Below are 23,086 nucleotides of genomic sequence, written 5' to 3'. Positions count from 1 at the left end.
GCTAAAGATCAAAGCTGATGGTCAGCCCGTCATACGCCGGGGTGACGTGTTCGGGCGTTTCGGCCGCGACCTTTTCGTAATCCAGATCGATATGCATGTTGGTCAGCACCGCCCGGCGCGGGGCCGTGCGCGCGATCCACTCCAGCGCCTTGTCCAGATGCAGATGCGTGGGGTGGGGCGTGCGGCGCAGTGCGTCGAGGATGAGCAGGTCCAGCCCTTCCAGCGCGGGCCAGCCTTCGGGGTACATCTCGGCCACGTCGGGCACATAGGCGACATCCAGCACCCGGAAGCCAAGCGCGTCGGTCGTGCCGTGGTTGACGCGGAACGGGGTCAGGGTGATCGTGCCGCCGGCGCCGGTGATCACGACGTCGCCCCGGACCGTGTGCATTTCAAGGATGGCGGGATAGGGAGAGCCTTCGGGCTGGGTGAAGGCATAGCCGAAGCGGGAATAAAGCGCGTCCTGGGTGGGGCCGTCGGCCCAGACCGGCAGCCGCGCCCCGGTGTTGAAGACGATCTGGCGCAGATCGTCCAGCCCGTGCACGTGATCGGCATGGGCATGGGTATAGACGACGGCGTCCAGCTCTCCGATCCCGGCGTTCAGAAGCTGGGTGCGCATGTCGGGTGTGGTGTCGATCAGCACGCGGGTGACGGCGCCCTCATCCTCGCGCTCGACCAGAAGCGAGCAGCGCAGGCGCTGGTTCTTCGGGTTGTCCGGGTCGCAATCGCCCCAGTGCCCGCCCAGCCGTGGCACCCCGCCGGAAGAGCCGCAGCCCAGAATGGTGAAATGCATCCGCGCCATCAGACGTCTTCCTCCCATGCGGCGGCCTTGCGGAACAGCCGGTCAAAGTTGGTCTGGGTCTGGGCGGCGAAATCGGCATAGTCCATGTCGAACAGCTGCGCCCCGACATGGGCGGTGTGGCGGGTATAGGCAGGCTCGTTGCGTTTGCCCCGATGCGGCGGCGGGGCAAGATAGGGCGCATCGGTTTCCACCAGAATGCGGCTGACCGGGGCGGCGGCGAAAATGTCGCGCAGCTCTGCCGATTTGGGAAAGGCGGAGATGCCGGACATCGACAGGTAGAACCCCAGATCAAGCGCCGCCTGCGCCAGCTCGGCGCTCGACGAAAAGCAGTGCATGACGCAGGAATAGGCGCCGGCGCTGTGTTCTTCGGCCAGAATGCGGGCCATGTCCTTGTCGGCGGCGCGGGCGTGGATGATCAGGGGCAGGCCGGTCTGGCGCGCGGCCTCGATATGCACGCGCAGGCTTTGCTTCTGCGCATCGGCGCTTTCGGCGCTGTAGTGGTAATCCAGCCCGGTTTCGCCGATACCCACGAATTTCGGGTGGCGGGCCAGCGTGATCAGTTCCTCGACCGTGGCCATCGGCTCTTCCGCCGCGCTCATGGGATGGGTGCCGGCGGCGAAGAAGACAGGCGCGTGGGCCTCGGCGATGGCGCGGACCTGCGGTTCAAGCCGCAGCTTGGTGCAGATCGTCACCATCCGCGTCACCCCGGCGGCCAGCGCCCGGTCGATGACCTGTGGCAGTTCGTCGGCGAAATCGGGAAAGTCCAGATGGCAATGGCTGTCGGTAATCTCTGGGGTGCTGGTCATGCGCTCGCCTGCCGGGCGGCAAGGGTTGCCGCCGTATCGTCAATCCTCAGAACCGTATCAAGGATCAGCGCGGCGGGGTCAAGGTTCACCGCGCGGCCATGGCGCGCGCGCGTGCCCAGCGTTTCGGCGGTTTCGGCCCAGACCCGCGCGGCATGGGCATCGGGGCAGAGCCGCGCCATCATCTCGGCCTCGCCCGGCGCGGCCTGTTGCGCCGGCGGGCCGGTGACGCCGCTGCGCGCCAGCCGCGACAGGAACAGATCGAACAGGCGCAGCATCAGATCGAACCGGGCCGCGCTGGCCTTGCCGGCGGCGCTGTCGGCCAGCTTCAGGGCGCGGGGCCGGTCGAGCCGGGGCAGGGTGGCAAAGAGCGCCACGATCTCGGAATAAAGCGCCAGCCCGTCCAGGTTGGTCAGCCGGATCGCCTCGCCCACCGAGCCTCCGGAAAGGGCGGCCAGCGTCCCCGCGTCGTTCACCTGCGCCCCGGCGGCCAGAAGCGCCTCGGCCATATCGTCGGCGCCCAGCGTGGCAAGCCGCAGCTCGCGGCAGCGCGAGCGGATGGTGGGCAACAGGCGCGAGGGCTGATGCGAGATCAGCAGAAGCGTGGCCTTTTCGGGCGGCTCCTCGAGCAGTTTCAGCAGCGCGTTGGCGGCGTTCACATTCATCTCGTCGGCCGCGTCCACGATCACCACGCGCCGGCCACCGTCGGAGGCAGAGAGCGAAAAGAACCCCTTCAGCCGGCGCAGCTCATCGACGGTGATGACGGTTTTCAGGCCCTTTTTCTTGTCGTCCCACGCGCGGCGCAGCAGGAAAAGGCCGGGGGCCGACATCGCCGCCACCTGGCGGGCGACCGGATGATCCGGTGCGATGTCGAGCGTGCCGGGCGGCGGCGGCGCGCCGAAAAGCCCGCCGTCCTCCTCTGCCGGCCGGGCCAGCAGGAACCGCGCGATGCGCCAGGCCAGCGTCGCCTTGCCCACCCCGCGCGGGCCGGTGATCAGCCAGCCGTGATGCATGCGCCCGGTGTTGAATGCTTCCAGAAACCCGGCCTCGGCGGCGCTCTGCCCCAGCAGGGCCAGCGTTTCGCGCGGATGCGGCGCACCCTCGACGCGGTCGGCTTCGGGGATGTCGTCGCTCATCCCAGGCGCCCGTCGGCAAGCCGCGCGACATCGGCGGCCACTGCGTCAATGCCCCGGTTGCCATCCACGACGACACAGCGATCCGCGAATTCCCGGGCCAGATCCAGAAACCCGGCGCGCATCTTTTGCTGCAGCGCCTCGCCGAAATCCTCGAACCGTTCCTCGGCGCCGTTGCGCCCCTTGGCGCGGGCCAGGCCAAGCGCGGGGTCCATGTCGATGATGAAGGTCAGGTCGGGCTCGCGCCCGATCATCAGCGCGTGAAGCTGATCGACCACCCCGCGCAGATCGCCGCGGGTGATGCCCTGATAGAGCCGGGTGGAATCCGCGAAACGGTCGCAGATGACGGCCTTGCCGGCGGCCAGCGCCGGGGCGATTGTCTTTTCCAGATGGTCGCGGCGGGCCGCTGTGAACAGCAATATCTCGGTTTCCGCCGACCACCGGTCGGGGTCGCCTTCCAGCACCAGACGGCGGATCTCCTCGGCGCCCGGAGAGCCGCCCGGCTCCCGCGTCAGAACCACGTCGCGACCGATGGCGCGCAGATGGTCGGCCAGCCGCCGCGCCTGGGTGGATTTGCCGGACCCGTCGATACCCTCGAAGGTGATGAACACGCCCTGCGCCGCCATGCTCAGAGGCCTTGCGCCTCTGCCGTCATCTTGCGGAACAGTACCTGCGCGGCGGTGCGCAGACGGGGCAGGAAACCGCCCCTGGCCACGGCTGTCGCGGCCACCAGCGGCACGCGCACCTCCTCCATGTCGGGCAGGTTGATGACCAGTTCGCCGATCTCCTGGCCCGCCGCGATCGGCGCTTCGATCGGGGTTTCGAAGGCGATTTCGGCGTTGATCCCGCCCTGAAGCACGGCGGGCACGACCAGTTCTATATCGTCGGCGGCCACAAGGCCGACACGCGGCGCGGCCCCCAGCCAGACCCGCGCCTCGGCCAGGCGGGTGCCTTTTTCGACCACGGTTTTCTGCACGAACTGCCGGAATGCCCAGTTGATCAGCCGCTCGGCCTCTTGCGCGCGCTCGGCTTCGGAATTGAGCCCGGATATCACCACGATCACCCGGCGCGGCCCCTGCTGGGCAGAGCCGACAAGGCCATATCCGGCCTCCTGGGTGTGGCCGGTCTTCATGCCATCGGCGCCGATGCCCATTTTCAAAAGCGGGTTGCGGTTGAACCGGTTCTGCGGCGCGCGGCCGTCAAATTCATATTCCGCCTCGCCGAAGAAACCGTAATATTCGGGGAATTCGGTGATCAGCCGGTTCGCCAGAATGGCCAGGTCCTTCATGCTCATCCGGTGGCCGGGGTTGGGCCAGCCCGAGGCATTGGCGAAGGTTGAGTTTTCCATCCCCAGCGCGCGGGCGCGTTCGTTCATCAGCCGGGCGAACCCGTCTTCGGTTCCGGCCAGCCCCTCGGCCACCACCACGCAGGCGTCATTGCCCGATTGCACGATGATGCCCCGAATGAGGTCGCGCACGGTCGGGCGGTCACGGTCGTTCAGGAACATGGTCGAGCCGCCCATGTTCATGGCGTTCGTCGACACGGAAAACTGCGTGTCCATCGTCACCCGCCCGTCGCGCAGCGCTTCGAACAGCATGTTCAGCGTCATCAGCTTGGACATCGACGCCGGCGGCAGCGGCGTTTCGGCATTCTTGCTCAGCAGCACCGTGCCGGTGGTCTGGTCCAGCACATAGGCCGCGGTTGCGCGCGTTTCGAACGAGGCGCGCGCGGCAGAGGCAAGGGGCAGGGCGGCCAGCAAGGCCAGAAGCGTGATGTATATGCGTCGCATCGGTTCGTCCGCTATGGTGTCAGAGGCTTTAGTTGGTCACGAAATACGCGTCCGTAAAGCCAAGCTCTTTTACGTTTTTCAAAAGCGCCGCGCGCTCGGCGCTGGTGCCGACAGGGCCGATGAGGACGCGCCAGAAGGTCTTGCCGCTGCTTTCCTGCATCAGCACCGTGGGCACGATCCCGCTGTCACGCAACAGGTTGCCGGTGCCGGTGGCGTTTTCCTCGACCCCGAAGATGCCGATCTGGATGAAGGGTTTTTCCAGCGCCGAGGGTTTCGGGGCAGCGGCCGCTATCGGAGGCTCGGGCGCGATATCGGCCGCGGGCGCCCCGGTTTCAGCCTCGTCCAGCGCGGCGGCAGCCGCCGCCAGCGGGGCCAGCGGTTCGGCTTCGATGGGTTCGGGGGCGTCAAGCGCGGCCGTCGGTTCGGGGGCGGGCGGGTTCAGCGGCACCTCTTCCTTGCGCAGCGCGGTCACGTTCAGCAATGTCGGCTGCCCGGCCAGCATTCCCAGCGCCGAAGCCGCATCGGAAGAGATCATCAGCTTCGGCCCGGGATTTTCCCGTTCGCGCCGGAACAGCGCGCCGATCACGAATTTGCCGTTGGTTTCATTGCGGATGATCACCCGCTCCGGGTCGGTGACGCCGGGATAGGCCACCCAGATGCCGCCCAGCGAGGGGCGCCCGTCCCACAGGCCGTTTTCATTGGCCTGAAACACATCGGGTGCCTCGACATCGCGCTCGACCAGCCTAGTGGCGGTGGATGCCGTCGGGGTGTCGCCGGATTTGCCCGAGGGCGGGAACAGCCCGCCTTCTTCGCATCCGGCCAGCGCGACGGCCACGCATAGTGAAAGCGAAACCTTAAACAAACCCTTGGAAATCATGCCTTGCCCCTGTTCGCGCACGACCGCTCCGCCGCGCCTGCGGCCTGTTCGTCCGACCGCCTGTCTGCCCGTTGACGCGTTGCTGTTATTTTGCGCCGTGCCACATCATAACGTCACCGGCGCTTCAAGGAAAGGGCGGGGCGGGGCGGCGGCGGCAAAAAACGGCCATTCTGCGGGCTTTCAGAATCGCACGGGCCGGGCTAAGCCGGGATGCCGTCGGAGGGGTGGCAGAGTGGTCGAATGCGGCGGTCTTGAAAACCGTTGAAGGTTTGCGCCTTCCGGGGGTTCGAATCCCCCTCCCTCCGCCACATCCGATTATCGTCAGCAGTGTGCGATCCGCCCTTCGCGGTCGATTGAGTGCTGGGATGCGGCAAGGTCCGGCATCGCGGCTCTTGCCCCCTGTGCAGGGAAATGTCCGCCGCGCGGGACTCTCGGGCGTGCGTCGCCTTCACCGCCCGGAGTGGGGCCTGCCCCCGCCGTGCCAGGGCGCCAGGCAGGCGTTCGTCAGACATGAGCTGCACAATTCTTGTTCAGGAAAAGAAAAGCCGCGCCACGCGTCACGACATTTCTTGACAGCCTTAAAATTTAATCAAACGGTAAAGCGTGATTTGCAGAGGGGTGGAAAAAAATATGGAAAATCAACGTAAAGTTCGGCACGGGCGCGGGCTGACGCGTCGCGGGCTTCTGGCGACAAGCGTCGCGCTGGTCGCGGTTTCGACACTCGGCGCGGGCGTCGCGGTGGCGGCCGAGCCCGTGAAAGTGGCGGGCATCTATACCGTTCCGGTCGAGCAGCAATGGGTCAGCCGCATTCACAAGGCGGCCGAAACGGCGCAGGCGCGCGGCGACATCGACTACGCGTTTACCGAAAACGTCAGCAACACCGATTACGCCCGCGTCATGCGCGAATACGCCGAGAAGGGCTATCAACTGATCATCGGCGAGATTTTCGGCGCCGAGCAGGAAGCCCGCGAAGTCGCCGCCGATTACCCCGACATCGCGTTCCTGCTGGGTTCCAGCTTCAAGGAAGACCCGGCGCTCGCCAATCTGGCGGTCTTCGACAATTACATCCAGGACGCGGCCTATCTGTCGGGCATCATCGCCGGGGCGATGACGAAAACCGGCAACATCGGCATGGTCGGCGGCTTTCCGATCCCCGAGGTGAACCGCCTGATGAACGCGTTCATGGCCGGCGCGCATGAGATGAACCCCGAGATCACGTTCCAGGTCAGCTTCATCGGCAGTTGGTTCGATCCGCCCAAGGCCAAGGAAACCGCCTTCGCGATGATCGAGCAGGGCGCGGATGTGCTCTATGCCGAGCGCTTCGGCGTGTCGGACGCGGCGCAGGAACGGAATGTGCTGGCCATCGGCAACGTGATCGACACCCAGGCCGATTATCCCGAAACGGTCGTGGCCTCGGCGATCTGGCATTTCGAACCGACGCTGGATCACGCCATCGCCGAGGTGAAGGCGGGCACGTTCAAGGCCGCCGATTACGGCGTCTATTCCTTCATGGCCGAGGGCGGCAGTTCGCTCGCGCCGCTGGGCACGTTCGAGGGCAAGGTGCCCGAGGCGGCGCTGGCGCTGGTGGCCGAGCGGGAAGCCGCGATCCGGGCCGGGACCTTCTCTGTCGAAATCAACGATGAAGAACCGAAGTCTTCCTGAGTGGCGGGGACTGCACACAAGGCGCCGGTTGTCCTGCGCCTTGACCGCATCACCAAGACCTTCGGCGCGCTGACCGCGAATGACGCGATCAGCTTTGATCTGCGCGAAGGCGAGGTGATCGCCCTTCTGGGCGAGAACGGCGCGGGCAAGACCACATTGATGAACATCCTGTTTGGCCAGTACACGGCCGACAGCGGGTCTGTGGCCGTGTTCGGCAAGACGCTGCCGCCGGGCAATCCGCGCGCGGCGCTGACGGCGGGCGTGGGGATGGTGCATCAGCACTTCACGCTGGCCGACAACATGACGGTGCTGGAAAACATCGTGCTGGGCACGCAGCCGCTGTGGAAGGCCGGGTTCAACCGGGCCGGCGCGCGCCAGCGCATTCTCGAACTGGTGGGGGCCTACGGGCTGAGCGTCGATCCCGACGCGCTTGTCGGCAGTCTGACGGTGGGCGAGCGGCAGCGGGTAGAGATCCTCAAGGCGCTCTATCGCGATGCGCGCATCCTGATCCTGGATGAGCCGACCGCTGTTCTGACGCCGCAGGAAACCGACGATCTGTTCGCCACGCTGCGCAAGGCCGTGGCACTGGGGCTGTCGGTGATCTTCATCTCGCACAAGCTGCACGAGGTGATGGCGGTGTCAGACAGGGTGGTGGTGCTGCGCCATGGCAGGCTGGTGGCGGAAACCGAAACCGCCGCGACCGACAAGTACACCCTGGCCGAGCTGATGGTCGGCGCGCGGATCGACCCGCCCGCCGTGCAGGCCGCGCCGGTGGGCCGGGTTCTGATCGAGCTGGAGAATGTCAGCACCCCTGACCGGGGCGCCGCGCCGGGGCTGAAATCGGTGCATCTGAAGATCCGGGGCGGGCAGATCGTCGGGCTGGCCGGGGTGTCGGGCAACGGCCAGGCGGCGCTGTTCGATGTTCTGGGCGGCCTGATCACGCCGGCGCGGGGTGTGCTGCGGCGCGACGGTGCCGTGCCCGGCCGCTGGTCGCCGCGCGCGGCGGTGGCGGGCGGGATCGCGCGCATCCCCGAGGACCGGCACAAAACCGGCACGATCCCCGATTTCAACCTGACCGAAAACGCGGTGCTGGAACTCTACGGGCAGCCACCCTTCAGCCGCAGGGGCTGGCTGAACCGGGGCGCGGCGCGGGCCTTCGCGCGCCGGATCATCGATGCCTACGACGTGCGCTGCCCCGGGCCGGAGACGCGTATCCGGCTGCTGTCGGGCGGAAACATGCAAAAGCTGATTCTGGGCCGCGTGCTCGAGACGGTGCCGGATGTCATTCTGGCCAATCAGCCGGTGCGCGGGCTTGATATCGGGGCGCTGACATATGTGCATGAACAGCTTTTGGCGGCGCGTGGTCGCGGGGCAGGGGTGTTGCTGATTTCGGAAGACCTGGATGAGATCATGGCCTTGTCGGATGTGATTCACGTGATTTCGGAAGGGCGGCTTTCGCCGGGGTTCGAGCGCGGCAGCAAGACCACGGCAGAGCTGGGCGTCTGGCTGGCGGGTCACGGGTTTGGCGAGGGCGACTCCGATGCGGCTTGAACCGGTCGCGCAACCGACTCTGATCCGCACCATCGGCCTGCCGGCATTGGCGCTGGCGGCCACGGTCGCCATCGCCTCGCTGCTGGCGATGGTCGCGGGGGCGCCGCCGCTTTCGGTTCTGGGGCTGATCCTGCAGGGTGCCTTCGGATCGAAATTCGCGCTACTGGAAACGCTCAACCGGGCCACGCCGCTGATCTTCACCGGGCTTGCGGTGGCGGTGGCCTTTCGCGCCCGGCTCTGGAACATCGGCGCCGAGGCGCAGCTTTACGCGGGGGCGGTGGTTACGGCGACGCTGGGAACCGGGGCGCTGGCCTGGCCCTCGGGCCTGTTGCTGCCGTCGATCGCATCGGCGGCGATGCTGGCGGGAGCCATTGTGCTGCTGGTGCCGACCGTCCTGAAGACCCGGTTCGGGGTGGATGAGGTGGTAACGACACTGCTGCTGAATTTCGTGGTGCTCTTGTGGGTGTCGATGCTGCTGGAAGGCCCGCTGAAGGATCCGATGGGGATGGGCTGGCCCAAATCCGCGCGCCTGATCCCCGAGGCGCGGCTGCCGCGCATCGTCGAGGGGCTGCGCCTGCACTGGGGCTTCGGGCTGGCGCTGATCGCGGCGGCGGTGATCTGGCTGGTGCAGGCCCGCACCACGCTGGGGTACGAGATGCGCGCCGTCGGGTTGAACCGGGCCGCCGCGAAATTCGCGGGCATCCCCGTCGGCCCGGTTCTGATCAAGACGGCGCTGCTGTCGGGGGGGCTGGCCGCGCTTGCCGGGTTTTCCGAAGTGGCGGGTCTCAAGGGAAGCCTGACCTTGGATATTTCCCCCGGCTTTGGCTATACCGGCATCATCGTGGCGATGCTGGCGCTGCTCAACCCCTTCGGCGTCGTGGTGGCGGCACTGTTTGTCGCCGGGGTGTTCGTCGGGGCCGACAGCATGAGCCGCGCGGTGGGCGTGCCGACCTATCTGGCCGATATCATGCTGGCCACGGCCCTGCTGCTCATGGTGCTGGCGCTGATGCTGACCCGGTTCCGGGTCCGGTGGGCGTAGGCCGTGGATATCGTTGACATCCTTCTGTCCGCCAGTTTCTGGGCCGCCGCGATCCGCATCGCCAGCCCGCTGATCTTCGCCGCGCTGGGCGAGCTGATCTGCGAGCGGGCCGGGGTGCTGAACCTCGGGATCGAAGGCATCATGGTGGTGGGGGCCTTTGCCGGCTGGATGACCGTCTATTCCGGCGGCGGCCTTTGGGCCGGGGTCGGGGTGGCGATGCTGGCGGGCATGCTGTTCGGGCTGCTGCACGCTGTGCTGACGGTGCCGTTCGGCCTGTCGCAGCATGTGGTCGGGCTTGGCATCACCATGCTGGCGACCGCGCTGACCTATTTCAGCTACCGGCTGGCCTTGCCCGAAGTCACCTCGCCCCCCAAGATCGAGGCGTTCCAGCCGCTGCCGGTTCCGGTTCTGTCGGATATTCCGGTGCTCGGGCCGGCGGTGTTCAGCCAGACCCCGCTGACCTATCTGGCCTTCGGTCTGGTGATTGCGGTTTCGGTGATCCTGTACCGCACCCCGCTGGGCCTGGCGCTGCGCGCGGCGGGCGAGAATCCGGCGGCGGTGGCCGCCCAGGGCCTTTCGGTCGGGGCGATCCGCATCGGCGCGGTGATGGCGGGCAGCGGGCTCATGGCGCTGGGCGGCGCGTTTCTGACCATGTCGGCCTTCAACTCGTTCTTCTTCGAAATGGTGAACGGGCGCGGCTGGATCTGCATTGCGCTTGTGGTCTTCGGATCGTGGCGGCCGGGCAAGACGCTGATCGGCGCGATCCTGTTCGCCGCCTTCGACGCGCTGCAGGTTCGTGTGCAGCAAACGCCACTGGGCGCCGATCTGCCCTATCAGATATTCCTGATGATGCCCTATCTTCTGTCGATCCTGGCGCTTGTCGTCATGTCGCGGCGGGCGCAGGTGCCGGCGGCCCTGATGGTGCCGTTCAACAAGGGAGAGCGCTGATGTTCGATCTGATCGTCAAGGGCGGCAGCCTGCCGGACGGGCGTGTCGCCGATATCGGGATCGAGGCCGGAAAGATCACCGCGATCGGCACGATCGAGGCCGAGGCCGGCCGGATCATAGAGGCAACGGGCGATCTGGTCTGCCCGCCGTTCGTGGATCCGCATTTCCATATGGATGCGACCCTTTCCTATGGCACCCCGAGGATCAACGCCTCCGGCACGTTGCTGGAAGGGATCGGCCTGTGGGGCGAGCTGAAGGACGAGATGACCTTCGAACAGGTCCGCGACCGCGCGCTGGCCTATTGCGACTGGGCCGCGTCGATGGGATTGCTGGCCATTCGCAGCCATGTCGATACCTGCGACGACCGGCTGCTGGGGGTTCAGGCCCTGCTTGAGGTCAGAAAGCAGGTCTCGGGTTACATCGACCTGCAGTTGGTGGCCTTTCCGCAGGATGGCCTTTACCGCGACCCGACGGCACTGGCCAACACGATCCGCGCGCTGGACATGGGGGTCGAGGTCGTGGGCGGCATTCCGCATTTCGAACGCACCATGGCCGATGGCGCCGCCTCGGTGACGCAGCTGTGCGAGATCGCGGCAGAGCGCGGCCTGATGGTCGATATGCATTGCGACGAGACCGACGATCCCCTGTCGCGCCACATCGAAACGCTGGCCTATGAGGCGCAAAGGCTGGGCCTGCAGGGGCGCGTTGCAGGCTCGCATCTGACGTCGATGCATTCGATGGACAATTACTATGTCTCGAAACTGCTGCCGCTGATGCAGGAGGCCGGTATCGCCGCCATTCCCAACCCGCTGATCAATATCGTGCTTCAGGGGCGCCACGACAGCTTTCCCAAGCGCCGGGGCCTGACCCGCGTCAAGGAGATGCTGGCGATGGGGATCACGGTGGGCTTCGGGCAGGATTGCGTCATGGACCCGTGGTACAGCATGGGCACGGCGGATATGCTGGATGTGGCCTTCATGGGGTTGCATGTGGCACAGATGACCAGCCCCGAAGAGATGCGCCAGTGCTTCGAGATGGTAACCACGAGCAATGCGAGGATCATGGGCCTGTCCGACTACGGGCTGCGCGTCGGTGCGAAGGCGTCGCTTGTGGTGCTGGACGCGGGCAACCCGATCGAGGCGCTGCGGCTGCGGCCCGACAGGCTTTGCGTGATCGCCGGCGGGCAGGTGATCGCCAGCAGGGCCAAGAACGACGCGCGGCTGTCACTGCCGGGGCGGCCCGCATCCGTGCGCCGGCGGCACCCGGCCCATACGGGCGCGCGGGCGTAGCGCCGGGAACGGCGGCGTCAGTCCGGCTGATACCCCTGGATCAGGCGGCGCAGGCCGTAGAGCGCGCCGAAATAGATCGCGGCCAGCGTCACCGGTGCCGAATAGGCCAGCGTGGCAAAGCCGGTCAGCCCCTGGCCGACCGAACAGCCCATGGCGACGATACCGCCGACGCCCATCAGCGCCGCGCCCGACACCTGCCGGCCCAGCTCGCGCGGGTCTTCGCAGGCTTCCCAGCGGAAGTGGCCCTTGATCGAGGATCCGATGAACGCGCCGGCCAGCACCCCGGCGACGGAGCCGACGGCAAAGCCCAGCCCGCCCGAGGACGCCGTCATCAGCCACAAGAGCGCGCGGCCGAGCGGCGCGGTAAAGCTGTGGCCCTCGACGGGCACAGCGCCAAAGCTCATTGCGTTCAGCGTGCTGGTGCCCCAGAGCGCAAGGCTGATCGACAGGCCGGCAGCCACGCCCCAGCCGATGCGGTGGTGTGCCCGGCGCAGCGGGGCATAGGACAGGGCCCAGACCGTCAGCGCCGCCGCGACGATCGTGGCGAAGGCCAGCGGCGGCAGGCCAAGCTGGGCCGCCACCAGATGCGCATATCCTTGTGGCGCGTCGGCCGGGTGCTGCGGAAAGGCCAGAATGCGCAGATTGGCCAGCGGCCCGTTCAGCGTGACGTAGCCGCTGATCGCCATGACCACGACAACGACAAAGGCGCGCAGATCGCCGCCGCCGAACCGCGCCAGCGCGCCGAAGCCGCAGTTGCCGGCCAGCGCCATGCCATATCCGAAAACCGCGCCGCCTATGATACTGGCCAGCGGGTTCCAGGCGATGGCGTGATAGATCGTGGCCTCGATGTCGATCAGCCCCGCATCGGCCAGCAGGAAGGTGCTGAAGATGGCAGTGCCCAGCACGATGCCCCACAGGCGCAGGCGCCGCTGGTCATCGCCATAGATCGCGCTTTCGATGGCGCCCAATGTGCAGAATTCGCCCAGCCGCGCGGCCAGCCCTAGAACCATTCCGGTCATCAGGCCAATCAGCGCGGCGAGGGCGCCAATCGGTAGCATGCCCATGCGTCCCCTCCCGCGGACGGGTCGGTCGTTGCGACCCGGCCGCCCGGTTTCAGTCCGGTGTCTTGCAGAACATGTCGTAGACGAGTTCGATCGTGCGCCGCGCGCGATCGTCGGCCAGCGAATAGAAGATCGCCTTGCCATCGCGGCGATGGGCGACGAGCCCCTCCAGCCGCAGCCGCGCGAGTTGCTGGCTGACGGCAGCCTGGCGCGACGACAACAGGCGCTCCAGCTCGGTCACGGTCTTTTCGCCGGTGGACAGGTGGCACAGGATCATCAGCCGCCCTTCATGCGACAGCGCCTTGAGAAAGCTTGATGCCGCCTCGGCCTTGGTGACCATGTCATTGGCGACGACGGATGCGTCTTCGCCATCCCCTGCCGCGTCCCGGACATCAAGGTCGAATGTGTGAATTGCGTCGGTCATGTTCGTTCTATGGGGCGCTTTTGGGCCCCGTCCTCTGGTCTTGCGTGCCCTTGGCCGGGCGGGATTTCATTTTCGCTTAGCATGGAATTCGTTAATCTGCGAAGTAGCCTTTGTTTTAAGCAACGAAATTGTGACTGTGGCGCACCGATTTAATGCGGTTAGCCTTCGGCATCGCCGTTTAATTGGGCAGTCCACTCCGGCTGGTTTTCCAGCATCTTGCCCAGAAGCCCCCAAAAGAAATCCTCTCCCGGATAGCCTTCGATGCGCCGAAGCTCGACCCCGTCGCGCAGCAGGATGAAGGTTGGCGTGAACTGCGGCTTGGAGCGCAGGGTGATATCGTCGGGCAGGGCGCGCAGGCTTTCCTTGCGCAGCGGCGCGGCGCGACCTTCGGAGGTTTTGGGGTAGATCGGGCCGATCTGCTTTTCCCACATGATGCAATAGGCGCAGCCCTGCTGTTCGACCATCAGAAGACGAAGGTCGGCGCGGGCCGGCACGGTGGCAGCCGCAAGCGCCATCGCAGCGGCGCAGGCCAGTGAGAGAATTCGCATCATAGCTCTTTCCAGATAGATCTAAAAAACATAATGTGTTTTAGCGTCCGGAACAAGGGAGGGTCCGCGGTGCTTGATATTTCCTTTGGTGCGGCGGCCCTGGCGGGAATCCTGTCTTTCCTGTCGCCCTGCATCCTGCCGATCGTGCCGTTCTATCTGTGCTACATGGCCGGCATTTCAATGGCCGAGCTGCGCAGCGACGATACGATCGCGCCGGGCGCGCAGCGGCGGCTGGTGCTCTCGGCGGTGTTCTTCGCGCTTGGCGTGACCTCGATCTTCGTGCTGCTGGGGATGGGGGCGACCGCACTTGGCCAGGCGTTCATCGCGTGGAAAGAGCCGCTGTCTTATGTGGCCGCCGCGATGCTGATCGTGTTCGGCCTGCATTTTCTGGGCGTCATGCGCATCCCTTTCCTGTACCGGGAGGCGCGGATCGAAAGCAAGGCGGAGCCCACCACCGTTCTGGGCGCCTATCTGATGGGGCTGGCCTTCGGCTTTGGCTGGACGCCCTGCGTGGGCCCGGCGCTGGCGGCGATCCTGATGGTGGCCAGCGGCATGGGCGACATCTGGCGCGGCGGATTGCTGCTGCTTGTCTACGGGCTGTCGATGACCGCGCCGTTCATCGTGGCGGCGCTGTTTGCCCGGCCGTTTCTGGGCTGGGCGCAGCGCAACCGAAAATACATGGGCTATGTGGAAAAGGCGATGGGGGTTATGCTGATCCTGTTCGGGATTCTGATCGCCACCAACGCCGTATCCTATATCGCCCAGTTCATGATCGAACATGTCCCGTGGTTTTCGACCATCGGGTAAGTGAGGGAGAGATTGATATGCGACTGATGTCTTTTCTGGCGGCGGGTTTCCTGGCGCTTGCCGCCCCGGCCTTCGCCACCGCCCCGATGGGCGACGACGGGCTGCACAAGCCCGAGTGGCTGCAGGACACGTTCAAGGACATGACCGAGGATCTCGAGGCGGCCACCGCCGAGGGCAAGCGCCTGCTGGTGATCTGGGAGCAGCGCGGCTGCATCTACTGCAAGAAGATGCACGAAGAGGTATTCCCCGACCCCGAGATCGCGGCGCTGATCGAGGAGAATTACTTCGTGGTGCAGATGAATCTGTTCGGCGATGTCGAGGTGACCGATTTCGACGGTACCGCCCTGTCGGAAAAGGATATGGCCCGGCGCTGGGGGGTTGTCTTCACGCCCACGATGATGTTCATGCCCGACACGCTGCCCGATGGCGGCACCACCGCCGCGCAGGCCGCTGTGGTGACGATGCCGGGGGCTTTCGGCAAGGGAACCACCGAAAGCCTGCTGCGTTGGGTTCTGGAAAAAGGCTACGAGGGCGATGAACATTTCCAGAAATATCTTGCGCGCAAACTCAGCGAAGGCCAATGATGGCTAACAATGTTGCGCAATCGCACCCATGATCGAAACAAAGGCGCGACACTGCGTCCGTTCAATGACATGCAATAAATTAGATTTGTTGTTGCATACAAATGGATACCTCAGCTAGTTTGGGCTGACGGGAAAAGACACTGGGAGGAGTCTTGAATGAAACGCGTAATCCTGAGCACCGCTTGCCTGGTGGCTGGTGTCGGTCTTGCTTCGGCTTCTGAAGTCGCGCCGGAGAATGTGAAATATGACGAGTATGGCGCGATCTCCGAATCCCTGACGGGTGTTCCGGGAGACGCCGCCAACGGCCGCGTGATCATGGGCACCAAGAGCCTCGGCAACTGTGTGTCCTGCCATGCGATTTCGGAAATGGCCGAAGACGTGCCGTTCCACGGCGAGGTCGGGCCGATCCTGGACGGCGTCGCCGACCGCTGGACCGAGGCGGAGCTGCGCGGCATCGTGGCCAATGCCAAGATGACCTATGATGGCACGGTGATGCCGGCCTTCTTCAAGACCACCGGTTATATCCGTCCGGGTGACGCCTATACCGGAAAGGCGGCAAAGACCGATCCGCTGCCGCCGCTTCTGACGGGGCAGCAGATCGAGGATGTCGTCGCTTACCTGATGACGTTGAAAGAGGAGTGATCCCGCGCGGATCCTTCCCGACAAAGGAGAGAGCAATGGAACTTACAAGACGTGGGGCGATTGCGCTTGGAGCCGGTGTAGCGGCGACCCTCGCGCTGCCCATCCGTGCGGTGGCGAGCGTTGACGACGCGATTGCCGCCTTCACCGGCGGCGCCGACATGGCCGATGCCGGCATCACGCTGACCAGCCCCGAGATTGCAGAGAACGGCAATACCGTTCCGGTCAGCGTCGATGCCCCCGGCGCGGTGTCGGTAATGCTTCTGGCATCCGGCAACCCCACCCCGGCTGTGTGCACGTTCAACTTCGGCCCGCTGGCCGCATCGCAGAGCGCGTCCACCCGGATCCGTCTGGCCGGCACGCAGGATGTGGTCGCCATCGCCAAGATGGCCGACGGCAGCTTTGCCCGTGCCTCCAACACCGTGAAAGTCACCATCGGCGGCTGCGGCGGCTGATCAGAGGAGATTGAGAAATGGCAACTGGTGTAAAACCCCGCGTTAAGGTTCCGAAAACGGCATCGGCTGGTGAAGCGATCACGATCAAGACCCTTATCAGCCACCCGATGGAATCGGGCCAGCGCAAGGACAGCAACGGGAACATCATCCCGCGCTCGATCATCAACCGCTTCACCTGCGATTTCAACGGCCAGAACGTCATCGACGTGACGCTGGAGCCCGCGATCTCGACCAACCCGTATTTCGAATTCGAGGCCCTGGTGCCCGAAGCCGGTGAGTTCAAGTTCACCTGGTATGACGATGACGGCTCGGTCTACGAGGAAGCCAAGCCGATCGCGATCGGCTGAGCGGGTTGCTGCATTCAGGGAGGAAACGCATGGAACTGAAATCGCTCAAGGCTGTCACGTCTGCTGTTGCACTGCTCGCGCTTGGCGCGGGCCTTGCATCGGCGGGTGAAGACGATCAGCTCATCATCAACGGCGAGACCGAAATGGTGACCCGGACCGAAGCGCCGGCGCATATGGAGTATATCGACGAAATCCGCTCCGGCTGGACGTTCCGTTCCGACGAAACGCAGGCGCTGCAGATGGATGACTTCGATAACCCCGGCATGATCTTCGTCGATCAGGGGCTCGACACCTGGAACGAGGTCGACGGCTCCGAAGGCAAATCCTGCGCGTCGTGCCACGACGGGCCGGAGAGCCTGGCCGGCCTGCGCGCGGCGATGCCGAAGTATAACGAGGCCGCTGGCGAAGTCTGGACGATGGAGATGTATATCAACGACTGCCGCGAAAACCGGATGGGCGCCGAGAAATGGGGCTGGAATTCCAACCCCATGGTCAACACGACCGCCCTGATCTCGCTGCAGTCACGCGGTATGCCGGTGGATGTGAAGATCGACGGCCCGGCCCAGGAAACCTGGGAAAAGGGCAAGGAGATCTATTACACCCGCTACGGTCAGCTCGAACTGTCCTGTGCGAATTGTCACGAAGACAATTATGACAACCTGATCCGCGCAGACCATCTGAGCCAGGGTCAGATCAACGGCTTCCCGGCCTATCGCCTGAAGAACGCCAAGCTGAACTCGATCCACAACCGGTTCAAGGGCTGCATCCGCGACACCCGTGCCGAGACCTTCAAGGAAGGCTCGGCCGAGTTCATCGCGCTGGAGCTTTACGTCGCCTCGCGCGGCAACGGCCTGTCGGTCGAAGGCCCTTCGGTGCGCAACTAAGCACACATCCCCGCGCGGGCCTGTTTCGCGCGGGGCATTCGTTAGTTCCTTTACCCAGCGCCTTGTCGCCGGCAGATGCTTCGCATTTCGCCGGACGGTGGGTTGCATTCTGAACGGAGAGACGACGAGCATGATTTCGCGGCGAGATTTTCTGCAGGCCACCGTGGCGGCCTCGGCCATCTATGGCGCTTCGGGCGTTGGCAACTGGTCGAAACTGGCGGCGCAGCAGGCGCTGACGCAGGATGACCTGCTTCAGTTCGATACGTTCGGCAACATCACCCTTGTGCATGTGACAGACATCCACGGCCAGCTGAAGCCGGTCTATTTCCGCGAGCCCGAGATCAACCTCGGCGTTGGCGCCGTGAACGGGCTGCCGCCGCATGTGACCGGCGCCGATTTCCTGAAGATGTTCAACATCGCCCCCGGCACGCCCGAGGCCTATGCGCTGACCTATCCCGATTTCGCGGCCCTGGCGAAAAGCTACGGCCGGATGGGCGGGCTGGACAGGGTGGCGACGATCCTGAACGCGATCCGCGCCGACCGGCCCGACGCGCTGCTGCTGGATGGCGGCGACACCTGGCACGGCTCCTACACCTGCCTGAAGACCGGCGCGCAGGACATGGTCAACGTGATGAACGCGCTCAAGCCCGACGCGATGACCAGCCACTGGGAATTCACCCTGGGCGTGGATCGGGTGAACGAGATCGTTGAAGGGCTGGATTTCCCCTTCCTCGGCGCCAACATCTTCGACGCCGAATGGGACGAGCCGGCCTATGAACCCTACAAGATGTTCGAGCGGGGCGGTGCCAAGGTTGCCGTGATCGGGCAAGCCTTTCCCTATCTGCCGATCGCCAACCCGAAATACATGTTCCCCGGCCTCAGCTTCGGCGTGCGCGAAGAGCGGATGAACGAGGTGGTGCAAGAGGTGCGCGACGCGGGTGCCGAACTGGTGGTGGTGCTGTCGCACAACGGCTTCGACGTTGATCGCAAGATGGCCGCCCAGGTGCCAGGCATCGACGTGATCCTGACCGGCCACACCCATGACGCGCTGCCAGAGCCGGTGATGGTGGGCGGCACGATGCTGATCGCCTCGGGCTCGAACGGCAAGTTCGTCACCCGGCTGGATCTGGATGTTCAGAACGGCCAGCTCATGGGCTTCCGCCACAAGCTGATCCCGGTGTTTTCCGACGTGATCGCCCCCGACAAGCAGGTCGCCGCCCTGATCGACGAACAGCGCGCGCCCTATGAGGCCGAGCTGTCCGAGGTTCTGGGCCACACCGACAGCCTGCTGTACCGGCGCGGCAATTTCAACGGCACCTGGGACGATCTGATCTGCAACGCGCTGATTGATGAGCGTGAGGCGGATATCGCCATGTCGCCCGGTTTCCGCTGGGGGCCGAGCCTGCTGCCCGGCGATGCGATCACCCGCGAGGATCTGTTCAACGCCACCTCGATGTCCTATCCGGCGGCCTATCGGTCGGAGATGACCGGCGAGACGATCCACGTGATCCTGGAAGATGTGGCCGACAACCTGTTCAACCCCGACCCCTATTATCAGCAGGGCGGCGACATGGTTCGCGTCGGCGGCATGGGCTATCACATCGACGTCAGCAAGCCGCAGGGCAGCCGCATCACCAACATGACGCTGCTGAAAACCGGCGAGGCGATCGATCGGGCCAAGAGCTATGTCGTGTCCGGTTGGGCCAGCGTGAACGAGGGCACCGAGGGCCCCGCGATCTGGGATGTGGTGGAGAGCTACGTCAAGCGTATGGGCACGGTCAGCATCGACCCGAACAAATCGGTGAAGGTGACCGGGGCGTGACCGATCATCGCATTCATACATCGAACAAACCGAATATAACCCACGCATCTTCAGAGGAGGTTGCAGATATGACGGACAAGTCAGACCCCACGACCACCCGGCGCGGCTTTCTGAAAGCCGGGCTTGCCGCGGGTGGTGCGGTGGCCGCCGGTGGCGCGGCCCATGCGGCGGGCGATCCGCTGATCACCGAGATCCAGCCCTGGGCGCAGGGCCTTGGCGAAGGCGTCGACGCCACGCCCTATGGCCTGCCGATCAAGTATGAGGGCGACGTGGTGCGCCGCAACGTGGAATGGCTGACCGCCGACACGATCAGCTCGATCAACTTCACGCCGATTCATGCGCTGGATGGCACGATCACCCCCCAGGGCTGCGCGTTCGAACGCCACCATTCGGGCGCGATCGAGCTGCGCAAGGAAGACTACCGGCTGATGATCAACGGGCTGGTCGATACGCCGCTGGTGTTCACCTACGCCGATCTGGAGCGTTTTCCGCGCGTCACGCGCACCTATTTCCTTGAATGCGCGGCGAACACCGGCATGGAATGGGCGGGTGCGCAGCTCAACGGCTCGCAGTTCACGCATGGCATGATCCACAACATGGAATATACCGGCGTCACCCTGCGCACGCTTCTGGAAGAGGCGGGCGTGAAGCCCGAGGGCAAGTGGGTGATGGTCGAAGGCGCCGATGCGTCATCGAACGCCCGCTCGATCCCGCTGGAAAAGGCGATGGACGATTGCCTTGTCGCCTTCAAGGCCAATGGCGAGGCGCTGCGCATGGAGCATGGCTATCCGGTGCGTCTGTGTGTGCCCGGCTGGGAAGGCAACATGTGGGTGAAATGGCTGCGCCGCATCGAAGTGGGCGACAAGCCCTGGGAAAGCCGCGAAGAGACCAGCAAATACACCGACACGCTGGAAGATGGTACGAGCCGCAAGTGGACCTGGGTGATGGATGCCAAATCCGTCGTCACCAGCCCCAGCCCGCAGATGCCGATCACCCATGGCAAGGGGCCGCTGGTCATCACCGGGCTGGCCTGGTCGGGCCGCGGCGCGATCGCCCGTGTCGATGTGTCGGTCGATGGCGGCAAGAACTGGAAAGAGGCGCGGTTGGCCGCGCCGGGCCAGGACATGGCGCTGACCCGGTTCTACCTGGATCACGATTGGGACGGCTCCGAGATGTTCCTGCAAAGCCGCGCGATCGACAGCACCGGCTATGTGCAGCCGACAAAGACCCAGCTGCGCGAGGTGCGCGGGCTGAACTCGATCTATCACAACAATTGCATTCAGACCTGGTGGGTCAAGCCGAGCGGGGAGGCAGAGAATGTCGAAGTATCGTAATCTGGTGATCGGCACGGCGCTGGCCTCGGCGCTCATGGCCGCGCCGGCGCTGGCCGAAAAGCTTGGCCTCGGCCGCCCGGCCTTGCCCGAAGAGGTCGCCGCCTGGGACAAGGACGTGCGCCCCGACGGGCTGGGCCTGCCCGACGGGTCGGGCTCGGTCGAGGATGGCGAGATGATCTTCGCCGACAGTTGCGCCGTCTGCCATGGCGACTTTGCCGAAGGCGTGGGCAACTGGCCGAAACTGGCGGGCGGGGCGAATACGCTCGATCACGCCGACCCGCTGAAGACGGTCGGCTCCTACTGGCCCTACCTTTCCACCACATGGGACTATGTGCATCGCTCGATGCCTTTCGGCGACGCCCAGACCCTGAGCGCGGACGAGGTTTATGCGATCGTGGCCTATATCCTCTATTCCAACGATCTGGTGGAGGATGATTTCGTTCTGTCGAAGGAAAACTTCCTCGAGGTGGAGATGCCCAACGCGGACGGTTTCATCGTGGATGACCGGGAAGAGACGGAACTGCCGCTGTTCACCGCCGAGCCCTGCATGGAGAATTGCAAGGACACGGTGGAAGTCACCATGCGCGCCGCGGTTCTGGACGTGACCCCGGACATTGGCGAAGAGGCCGCCGCCGAAACGCCGGCCGAGGCCGAGGTGGCTGAAGCGGCCCCCGCCGCCGAAGAGCCGCCTGCCGCTGAAACCGCCGCGCTTGACCCCGAGATGGTTGCCAAGGGCGAGAAGGTCTTCAAGAAGTGCAAGGCCTGCCATCAGGTGGGCGAGGGGGCGAAGAACCGGACCGGCCCGGTGCTGAACGGCGTCTTCGGCCGCACGGCGGGTATGGTTGACGGGTTCAAATACTCCAAGGTGATGGCCGCCGCCGCCGATGACGGGCTGGTCTGGGACCACGAAACCCTGAGCGCCTATCTGGAAAACCCGAAGGCCTATCTTCCCAAGAACAAGATGTCCTTCGCCGGGCTGAAGAAAGAGGAAGACCGCGCCGCCGTGATCGCCTATCTGCGGTCGTTCGACTAGACGCGCCTTGCCTCACGTAAAATTGCGGGCGGTCCTTCGGGGCCGCCCGCCTGCGTTTTGGCCAACCCGCCCCGAATGTGCTAGACTACCTTCTGAAAAGGGAGGAGATCATGCTGTCACGGCGCGTGATGCTTGGGGCCGTTGCCGCGCTTGCCGCGCCGCGCCTGTCGGTCGCGGCGGCCCGGTTGGGCGATGACGGGTTGCACAAGCAGGACTGGTTTCTCGACAGTTTCCTGGAGCTTGGCGACGATCTGGAAACGGCGGCGGCGCAGGGGCGCGGCCTGATGGTTCTGGTCGAACAGGCGGGCTGCCCCTATTGCCGGGAGCTGCATCTCGTCAATTTCGAACGGGCCGCGATCGTGGAGTACATCACCGCGCATTTCGACGTTGTGCAGCTTGATCTGTGGGGCGCGCGGGCGGTGCTGGATTTCGATGGGGAAGAGCTGGAAGAGCGGCGCCTGGCCGCGAAGTGGGGGGTGAATTTCACCCCGACCACGCTGCTCTTCCCGGCCGCGAATGCGGGTGCCACGCGCGCCGCGCAGGCCGAGGCGTTTCGGCTGCCAGGCTATCTGAAACCGTTCCACTACCTGTCGTCTCTGGAATATGTGGCGCGGGGGGAATACCTCAAACAGCCCTTTCAGCGCTATCTGCAAGACAGGTTCGAGGCCCTGCGCGCGCAGGGCATCGAACCGGATGTCTGGTGACCGGGCCGCTCAGGGCGCCGGGGCGAAGCGCCCGTAGCATCCGTCGACGAAGATCAGCGGCGGCAGCGCGCTGACAATGGCCTCTTTGACCAGGCCCAGAACCAGCACGTGATCGCCGGCATCATGCACCGCGTGGCGGGTGCAGGTGAACCGCGCCGCGAAATCGGCAAGGCGCGGGCAACCCTGCGCATCCTCGTGCCAGTCGACCGGGGTGAAATCCTGCCCGTTGCGCGCGAAATGCCGGGCCAGCGAAAGCTGGTTTTCCGCCAGAACATGGATGGCAAAGCGCTGCGCGTCGCGGAAGGGTTCGAACCGGCTGGAGGCCTTGGCCGGCGCCCACAGAACAAGCGGCGGGTCCAGCGACACCGATGAAAAGCTGTTGGCGGTGATGGCCAGCGGCCCCCGCGGGCCGGCTGTGGTGATGATGGTGACGCCGGTGGCGAAACGGCCCAGGGCATCGCGATAGGCGCGTTCGGCCCCCGGCTGCGGTGTAACGCTTTTCACGCGTGGCTCTCCTTTTGCCGGCATGGCGTGGCTTTCGTGCGACCGCCCGA

General features: G+C 65.2%; 25 protein-coding genes and 1 tRNA gene. 16 read left to right on the top strand and 10 right to left on the bottom strand.

Features of this window, described 5'->3' with window-relative positions; genetic code table 11:
• Position 1: 1 nt before the first annotated feature.
• Genes TQ29_RS11530 through TQ29_RS11505 form a run of 6 tightly spaced genes read right to left on the bottom strand, consistent with a single transcriptional unit; the run spans position 2 to position 5,401 of the window.
• The gene (locus tag TQ29_RS11530) at positions 2 to 799 is read right to left on the bottom strand and encodes an MBL fold metallo-hydrolase (protein WP_054539275.1); all 798 of its coding nucleotides are present in this window, start codon (positions 797 to 799) and stop codon (positions 2 to 4) included.
• Positions 799 to 1,605 (bottom strand): TatD family hydrolase, encoded by an 807-nt coding sequence (locus tag TQ29_RS11525; RefSeq protein ID WP_054539274.1) that lies wholly within the window; start codon positions 1,603 to 1,605, stop codon positions 799 to 801. Before TQ29_RS11525 ends, TQ29_RS11530 begins: the two co-directional genes overlap by 1 nt.
• Positions 1,602 to 2,738, bottom strand: coding sequence for a DNA polymerase III subunit delta' (locus TQ29_RS11520; protein WP_054539273.1), 1,137 nt, complete (start codon positions 2,736 to 2,738; stop codon positions 1,602 to 1,604). Before TQ29_RS11520 ends, TQ29_RS11525 begins: the two co-directional genes overlap by 4 nt.
• The gene (tmk, locus tag TQ29_RS11515) at positions 2,735 to 3,361 is read right to left on the bottom strand and encodes a dTMP kinase (protein WP_054539272.1); all 627 of its coding nucleotides are present in this window, start codon (positions 3,359 to 3,361) and stop codon (positions 2,735 to 2,737) included. Before tmk ends, TQ29_RS11520 begins: the two co-directional genes overlap by 4 nt.
• A gap of 2 nt (positions 3,362 to 3,363) precedes the next feature.
• A complete protein-coding gene (locus tag TQ29_RS11510) occupies positions 3,364 to 4,524 on the bottom strand; it encodes a D-alanyl-D-alanine carboxypeptidase family protein (protein WP_054539271.1) in 1,161 nt (386 codons plus the stop codon).
• 28 nt (positions 4,525 to 4,552) lie between these two features.
• Positions 4,553 to 5,401 (bottom strand): SPOR domain-containing protein, encoded by an 849-nt coding sequence (locus TQ29_RS11505; RefSeq protein WP_054539270.1) that lies wholly within the window; start codon positions 5,399 to 5,401, stop codon positions 4,553 to 4,555.
• Between the two features lie 218 nt (positions 5,402 to 5,619).
• Here TQ29_RS11505 and TQ29_RS11500 point away from each other — a divergent pair.
• The 6 genes from TQ29_RS11500 (at position 5,620) to TQ29_RS11475 (ending at position 11,890) form a co-directional block, all read left to right on the top strand.
• Positions 5,620 to 5,709: transfer RNA gene (locus TQ29_RS11500), tRNA-Ser, on the top strand.
• A 322-nt stretch (positions 5,710 to 6,031) separates the two neighbouring features.
• Positions 6,032 to 7,063, top strand: a complete 1,032-nt coding sequence (locus TQ29_RS11495; protein ID WP_054539269.1) for a BMP family protein — start codon at positions 6,032 to 6,034, stop codon at positions 7,061 to 7,063.
• Positions 7,064 to 8,614: an ABC transporter ATP-binding protein gene (locus TQ29_RS11490; protein WP_054539268.1), complete on the top strand. Its 1,551-nt coding sequence runs from the start codon at positions 7,064 to 7,066 to the stop codon at positions 8,612 to 8,614.
• Positions 8,604 to 9,653: an ABC transporter permease gene (locus TQ29_RS11485; RefSeq protein WP_054539267.1), complete on the top strand. Its 1,050-nt coding sequence runs from the start codon at positions 8,604 to 8,606 to the stop codon at positions 9,651 to 9,653. Before TQ29_RS11490 ends, TQ29_RS11485 begins: the two co-directional genes overlap by 11 nt.
• 3 nt (positions 9,654 to 9,656) lie before the next feature.
• The gene (locus TQ29_RS11480; protein WP_054539266.1) at positions 9,657 to 10,601 is read left to right on the top strand and encodes an ABC transporter permease; all 945 of its coding nucleotides are present in this window, start codon (positions 9,657 to 9,659) and stop codon (positions 10,599 to 10,601) included.
• Positions 10,601 to 11,890 carry an amidohydrolase family protein gene (locus TQ29_RS11475; RefSeq protein WP_054539265.1) on the top strand — a complete coding sequence of 430 codons (1,290 nt, stop codon included), beginning with the start codon at positions 10,601 to 10,603 and terminating at the stop codon, positions 11,888 to 11,890. The genes TQ29_RS11480 and TQ29_RS11475 overlap by 1 nt, the downstream gene beginning before the upstream one ends.
• Positions 11,891 to 11,907: 17 nt before the next feature.
• On the opposite strand, the gene TQ29_RS11470 is transcribed toward TQ29_RS11475, so the two are convergent.
• From TQ29_RS11470 to TQ29_RS11460, 3 genes are all read right to left on the bottom strand, one after another.
• Complete coding sequence (locus tag TQ29_RS11470) at positions 11,908 to 12,954, bottom strand: YeeE/YedE family protein (RefSeq protein ID WP_054539264.1); 1,047 nt, start codon at positions 12,952 to 12,954, stop codon at positions 11,908 to 11,910.
• 49 nt (positions 12,955 to 13,003) lie between these two features.
• Positions 13,004 to 13,291, bottom strand: a complete 288-nt coding sequence (locus TQ29_RS11465) for a helix-turn-helix transcriptional regulator (RefSeq protein WP_037208673.1) — start codon at positions 13,289 to 13,291, stop codon at positions 13,004 to 13,006.
• A 242-nt stretch (positions 13,292 to 13,533) separates the two neighbouring features.
• A complete protein-coding gene (locus TQ29_RS11460; RefSeq protein ID WP_235213598.1) occupies positions 13,534 to 13,923 on the bottom strand; it encodes a hypothetical protein in 390 nt (129 codons plus the stop codon).
• Between the two features lie 69 nt (positions 13,924 to 13,992).
• On the opposite strand from TQ29_RS11460, the gene TQ29_RS11455 reads away from it, so the two are divergent.
• The 10 genes from TQ29_RS11455 (at position 13,993) to TQ29_RS11410 (ending at position 22,532) form a co-directional block, all read left to right on the top strand.
• Complete coding sequence (locus TQ29_RS11455; protein WP_054539263.1) at positions 13,993 to 14,730, top strand: cytochrome c biogenesis CcdA family protein; 738 nt, start codon at positions 13,993 to 13,995, stop codon at positions 14,728 to 14,730.
• Positions 14,731 to 14,747: 17 nt separating this feature from the next.
• Positions 14,748 to 15,314 carry a thioredoxin family protein gene (locus TQ29_RS11450; protein ID WP_054539262.1) on the top strand — a complete coding sequence of 189 codons (567 nt, stop codon included), beginning with the start codon at positions 14,748 to 14,750 and terminating at the stop codon, positions 15,312 to 15,314.
• Positions 15,315 to 15,470: 156 nt separating this feature from the next.
• Positions 15,471 to 15,956 carry a sulfur oxidation c-type cytochrome SoxX gene (soxX, locus tag TQ29_RS11445; RefSeq protein WP_054539261.1) on the top strand — a complete coding sequence of 162 codons (486 nt, stop codon included), beginning with the start codon at positions 15,471 to 15,473 and terminating at the stop codon, positions 15,954 to 15,956.
• A gap of 35 nt (positions 15,957 to 15,991) precedes the next feature.
• Positions 15,992 to 16,408, top strand: a complete 417-nt coding sequence (soxY, locus tag TQ29_RS11440) for a thiosulfate oxidation carrier protein SoxY (protein WP_054539260.1) — start codon at positions 15,992 to 15,994, stop codon at positions 16,406 to 16,408.
• Positions 16,409 to 16,425: 17 nt separating this feature from the next.
• Positions 16,426 to 16,755 carry a thiosulfate oxidation carrier complex protein SoxZ gene (soxZ, locus tag TQ29_RS11435; protein ID WP_054539259.1) on the top strand — a complete coding sequence of 110 codons (330 nt, stop codon included), beginning with the start codon at positions 16,426 to 16,428 and terminating at the stop codon, positions 16,753 to 16,755.
• 29 nt (positions 16,756 to 16,784) lie between these two features.
• The gene (gene soxA, locus TQ29_RS11430; protein WP_054539258.1) at positions 16,785 to 17,639 is read left to right on the top strand and encodes a sulfur oxidation c-type cytochrome SoxA; all 855 of its coding nucleotides are present in this window, start codon (positions 16,785 to 16,787) and stop codon (positions 17,637 to 17,639) included.
• 130 nt (positions 17,640 to 17,769) lie between these two features.
• Positions 17,770 to 19,461, top strand: coding sequence for a thiosulfohydrolase SoxB (gene soxB / locus TQ29_RS11425; protein ID WP_054539257.1), 1,692 nt, complete (start codon positions 17,770 to 17,772; stop codon positions 19,459 to 19,461).
• A 68-nt stretch (positions 19,462 to 19,529) separates the two neighbouring features.
• A complete protein-coding gene (gene soxC / locus TQ29_RS11420; protein WP_054539256.1) occupies positions 19,530 to 20,795 on the top strand; it encodes a sulfite dehydrogenase in 1,266 nt (421 codons plus the stop codon).
• On the top strand, positions 20,779 to 21,828 hold the full coding sequence (locus TQ29_RS11415; RefSeq protein ID WP_054539255.1) for a c-type cytochrome: 1,050 nt from the start codon (positions 20,779 to 20,781) through the stop codon (positions 21,826 to 21,828). Before soxC ends, TQ29_RS11415 begins: the two co-directional genes overlap by 17 nt.
• Before the next feature lie 110 nt (positions 21,829 to 21,938).
• Positions 21,939 to 22,532: a thioredoxin family protein gene (locus TQ29_RS11410; RefSeq protein ID WP_157445574.1), complete on the top strand. Its 594-nt coding sequence runs from the start codon at positions 21,939 to 21,941 to the stop codon at positions 22,530 to 22,532.
• A gap of 9 nt (positions 22,533 to 22,541) precedes the next feature.
• Here the strand turns inward: TQ29_RS11410 and TQ29_RS11405 are convergent, their stop codons facing one another.
• Positions 22,542 to 23,036, bottom strand: coding sequence for a flavin reductase family protein (locus tag TQ29_RS11405; RefSeq protein ID WP_255353429.1), 495 nt, complete (start codon positions 23,034 to 23,036; stop codon positions 22,542 to 22,544).
• Positions 23,037 to 23,086 lie beyond the last annotated feature (50 nt).

The sequence above is a fragment of the Actibacterium sp. EMB200-NS6 genome, from assembly GCF_001305615.1.
GTDB lineage: Bacteria > Pseudomonadota > Alphaproteobacteria > Rhodobacterales > Rhodobacteraceae > Actibacterium_A > Actibacterium_A naphthalenivorans.
Note: the sequence above shows the minus strand (reverse complement) of the source record. Positions and strands in the feature narration are given on the sequence as shown.